Here is a 4,830-nt window from a genome sequence, read left to right as displayed (position 1 = left end):
ATCGCCCCCGGACCCCCGTATTAATGAACGAATGAAACAGAAATGGAATAACATCCAACTCCATGATGTCCCGTTTGGCCGCCGGTTCGTTGGCTTGCGTCGCCCGGGCTTCCTTGAAAGCCCCGGCGTGAGACCCGGGAATACCGGCATCCTTGAGACGGCGCACCACCCGGGGGGTGTCAAAGGTAATGGCGGTCATGGTCATCGCCTCCCGCCGGGAGGCTATCCCAGGACATCCGGAGATTTCCACCTGAATTCGAACCTGGCCAGGGGAATCACCCCCCCGGGGAAGGGGAATCCGGCGAAAAGGCCATTTGAATCGACTCCACATGCCGCACTTTACCGGCGATTTCCCGCCGCAAGGCGGTTTTGATCTCCTGGGCCTCCCGGATCGAACACTCTCCCGGAAGACAAAGTTCCATATCGATTTCGTAGGAGCCGCCCATGCGGCGGCCCCTCAGTCGTTTCACCCCGGAAATCCGCGCATCGGCTTCGCACAAAGCCCGCACCTGGGCCTGGATGTCGGGGGGCAATCCCATGTCCAACAGGCTATGCACCGCGTCCCGCACGATTTCGCCCCCGAGTTTCATCACCAAAAGGGCCACCACCAGAGCCATGATGCGATCTGCCGTGAGGAAATCGAAGTGGGTCAACACCGCACCGATCAGCACCATGATGGATGACCAGGAGTCAACCCGGTTGTCCATGGCGGCGGCGCGAATGGCGGGATTGTTGTTGTGGTCGGCGGTACAGCTCATGATGCGGTACATCAGCCAGGAGGAGGTGGCCAGCAGAATCGCGGAAAAGACCGCCACGCCACCGGCGCGCTGCAGTTTTCCGGACTGAATGTCCTGCATGTTGTGCAGAAAGAAGAAGATGGCCCCGCAAAACAGCAGCACCCCGATGAACAGGGCCGAGAGAAACTGCAGGCGACCGTAGCCGTAGGGAAAGCGGGGGGTCGGCGCCTTGTGGGAGGCCAGAATGGCCATCCAGTTGACGCCTTTGGAGAGGATGTCCCCACCCGTGAGCAGGGCCATGGCGTGCAGACCGGCGCTGCCGGTCATCAGGCCCATGAGCATGCTGAAGACGGTCTCCCCCAGGGTGACGAAGAAATCGAGGCGCGCCGCCTGATTGGCGCATTGCCGGCAACGGGCGGCGTCGGTGAACCGCTCTTCCCGAATGGGAATGACGCTCATGGGGCAGGAACGGGTCGACTCGGCATTCAAGGTGGTGGCTATCCCGTGCGGGGTTGGCAGGTCATTCCGCTCATGGTAGCAGGAATTGTCTTCGAAGCAAATGGAGGTCCGGTGGGAATGGCCCTTCCCACCCACCAGGCACCCTCATCATCGCGGCAACGCCCCGATCCATCCCTTTCTGACGGTTATCACCATGAACACACAACCTCCGGTGATGCGGTGAAGGGATCCATTCACCCCAGGTTACCGCGAGATCCCCACGGTTAAGCCTTATCGCCGCGATTGACCGCATTGCGGCGCACCTGTCGGTCAGCATGGCCGCCTCTCCCCTCCCGGCGATTCCGGTCCGACTTCAGAAAAACCTCCTGGCGAACTCGTCCGCCGGAAGAGGGCGACCGAAGAAATACCCTTGTACCTCGATACAGCCCTTTTCCCGAAGAAATTCGACCTGCTCGGCCGTTTCCGCCCCTTCGGCGACGACATGCTTGCCGAGATTGTGCGCCAGGGAAATAATCGCCGTCACGATGGCGGCATCGTGGCTGTCCGCCGTCAACTCCCTCACGAAAGACTGGTCTATCTTGAGGGTATCGATGGGAAAGCGTCTCAGATAATTCATCGAGGAATATCCTGTTCCAAAATCATCCAAACTCAGATGCAACCCTATCTTTTTGAGCCTGGCCATGACCTCCGCCGACGCCTCGATATTCTCCATGACGGACCCTTCCGTGATCTCGATTTCCAGGAATTCCGGTCCGATCCGGGCTTCGGCCAAGGCGCGCTGTATGGTCTCAACGATCGCCTTCTCCCGGAACTGTCTGGGAGAGAGGTTGACCGCGATCCGAAGACCCGGATAGCCCTGATCAAGCCAGCTTCTCACCTGACGGCCGGCGGTTTCCAGAACCCATTGCCCGATGGGCACGATCAGGCCGGACTCTTCCGCGACCGGAATGAATTCCGCCGGGGAGACCAGCCCCCGCCGGGGATGATGCCAGCGCAGAAGGGCCTCCGCGCCCATGATTTCGTTGAGCTGCAGATCCCATTTGGGTTGATAGTGAAGCCTCAGTTGCCCCGCTTCGACAGCCAGGCGCAATTCCATTTCGAGGGTGAGGCGCCGGACCACGGCTTCTTCCATCTCCGGCGAGAAGAAACCGATTTCCTCATGATGCGACAACTTCGCGCGATTCAAGGCGATACTGGCTTTCTGGATCAACAGATCCGGCTCGCGGCTGTCGTCCGGCGTCAGTGCCACCCCGAACCGGGCATGGAGATGAATCGTCTTCCCCTCGACCTGGAAGGGGACCGACAGAGCCAGACGCAATTTCCCGATGGCGAGGGAAACAAATTCGATCCGGGAGATGGTGTTGAAGAGTATGGCAAATTCATCGCTTCCCCACCGGCAGACGGTATCGCCCTCGCGGATGGTCTCCTCAAGACGGGTGGCGACCTCCTGCAACAACCGATCCCCGACGAGATGGCCGAGGCTGTCGTTGATGCCTTTGAACATCTCGATATCGAGAAAAACCACGGCCGCTTTGGTTCTCAGGCGCACGGCCTGCAGGATGGCCTGTTGCAGACGGTCCCGAAAGAGATTGCGGTTGGGAAGTCGCGTCAGCCCGTCATGGGAGATATTGAACTTCAGCTTCTCCTCGGTTTGCTTGACATCCGACTGATCGGTATAGAGACCGATATAATGCACCGCCTGGCCGAGGGGATTGCGCAACACCTCGATGTTGAGCAGCACGGGCACCAGTTCACCGCTCTTGCGGCGATTCCAGATCTCGCCGCGCCAGTGATCATCCCGGGACAGATTCTGGTTCATGTCCTGATACCATGCCGAGTCATGGCGGCTCGAACGCAAAATACCCGGTCTCTTGCCTTCGACCTCTTCGGGGCTGTAACCGAAGATGGCGGTGAAGGCCGGATTGACCGAGATGATGACGCGGTTGGCGTCGGTGATCAGGGCGCCTTCGGTGGAATGCCGGAACACGCATGAAAGCAGTTCGAGGCGGGAAGAGACCGCGTCCATGGCGTCGCCGAAGGTCCGAATGGCGATGCGCAGTTGCAGCTCCGTTTCCTTGCGCGAGGTGATATCGACATTGGCGCCGACATAACCGGAAACAGCGCCCTGTTCATCCCGTATGGGATTGACGGTGGCGTGAACCCAGGTGACGGTATCGTTCCGCCGGTCGAGGAAACGGAATTCCTGGCTTTTCCAACCTTCGGAGGCGCCAGGGTCGTTCCAGAAGGCCATGACCCGTTCGAGGTCGTCGGGATGCACACCCTGTCTCCAGCCATCCCCCAGCGACTCTTCCCGCGAGAGCCCCGCGTGGCGTTCCCATTCGGGGTTGGTATAGACGTAACGACCCTCCCGGTCCGTCAGGTAGATCCCCACGGTGGACATTTCCGCCATGGAACGGAAACGTTCCTCGCTCCTTTCCAGAGCCTTCACGGCCTGTTCCCGTTCCCGGGCTTCACCCAGCACCTGGAGACCGACGGAAACGTGATCCGCCAAGTTGGCAAGCAGGTGCTGCTCCTCTGCGTCGAAGGCATCTTTCTCGACGGAATAGATGTTCAGTGCGCCGAACATCTTCCCGGAAGAGCGCAACGGCAAGGCGATGGAGGAAGCGTATCCCCTGCGCAGGGCCTGATCGCGCCAGGGCGTGAAGGCGGGATCCCCGGCGATGTCGCGCATGATGGCCGGACGCCCCTCGCGAATGCACCTCCCGGTGGGGCCCTGACCATGTTCGTCGTCGCTCCAGGTTATGGCGATCCCGTTCAGGTAGTCCTCCTCGAAGCCGGCCTGAGCCACGGGACGGACATTGCGCGCCGCATCCTCGCAGGCCCTGCCCACCCAGGCGAGCCGGTACCGTCCCACATCCACCAGCAACCGGCACACCCTGGACAGAAAATCCTCCTCACCGCCCCCGCACAGCAATCCGGTACCGCAATAGCCCAGAACCTGCAGGGCCCGGTTGGCCTTCCGAAGCACACGCTCCTTGCGTTTGCGCTCCGAGATGTCCTGAAACATCAGGATGTAGTGCAGCGCCTCTTCGTCCTCGGGCGGAGGGGAGGAGACGCAGATCACCTCGACCTCGAAGGGAGGCTGTTTCGCCCGGTCGATGGCGCATTCGAAATGGAGGCTTTCCCCCGGCGCAAGGGATTCCGCCTGAGGGCGGAGCAGGGAAAAGAACGCCTCTCCCAGAAGTTCCGCTACGGAGCAACCGGTAATCTCCCGGCCGAGCCACTCCGCCATGTTGCGGCTGGCAGAACAAAATATAAAACCACGATCCACCCTCCCGACAAAGAATCCGATCCCTTCCATACCGATCATCCACCCCACCATATCGATAAAAATTTACAAACGAAACCGTACCCTGAACATATAATAAATAATATCATTTATCCGACACACCGGGAATCACACCATAAACCTGGCAACGATACGTTAATTTTGTCAAAAATAGCATATTCCGCAGGAACGATCCACCGGCTTCAAGGGCCATCGCAGTTGAATCGAGAGGTGATCCGGCGGGCAGGTCCGGGAGGGTTCACCGGTCCTTTTTGCTTTCCGGTCGCCTCATTCCGTTTCTGTTTCATTTTTGCATTATTGCAGGGGTCTGGGGACCATCATGGT

The 4,830-nt window shown here is 59.6% G+C and carries 3 protein-coding genes; all 3 read right to left on the bottom strand.

The window, feature by feature from the left end; translation table 11 throughout:
- A partial coding sequence (locus HQL56_18235) for a hypothetical protein (protein ID MBF0311458.1) occupies nt 1-199 on the bottom strand: 199 nt, incomplete at its 3' end.
- Nucleotides 200-275: 76 nt separating this feature from the next.
- Nucleotides 276-1,226, bottom strand: a complete 951-nt coding sequence (locus HQL56_18230) for a cation transporter (protein MBF0311457.1) — start codon at nt 1,224-1,226, stop codon at nt 276-278.
- Between the two features lie 322 nt (nt 1,227-1,548).
- Nucleotides 1,549-4,449, bottom strand: coding sequence for an EAL domain-containing protein (locus tag HQL56_18225; protein MBF0311456.1), 2,901 nt, complete (start codon nt 4,447-4,449; stop codon nt 1,549-1,551).
- Nucleotides 4,450-4,830: the final 381 nt, after the last annotated feature.

The sequence above is a fragment of the Magnetococcales bacterium genome, from assembly GCA_015231925.1.
Lineage (GTDB): Bacteria > Pseudomonadota > Magnetococcia > Magnetococcales > JADGAQ01 > JADGAQ01.
This window is presented reverse-complemented; position numbering and strand designations above follow the sequence as displayed.

What these genes read in the sequence shown, in the direction of transcription:
- HQL56_18225 (MBF0311456.1), bottom strand. Translation starts at nt 4,449, where the DNA reads ATGGCGGAGTGGCTCGGCCGGGAGATTACCGGTTGCTCCGTAGCGGAA.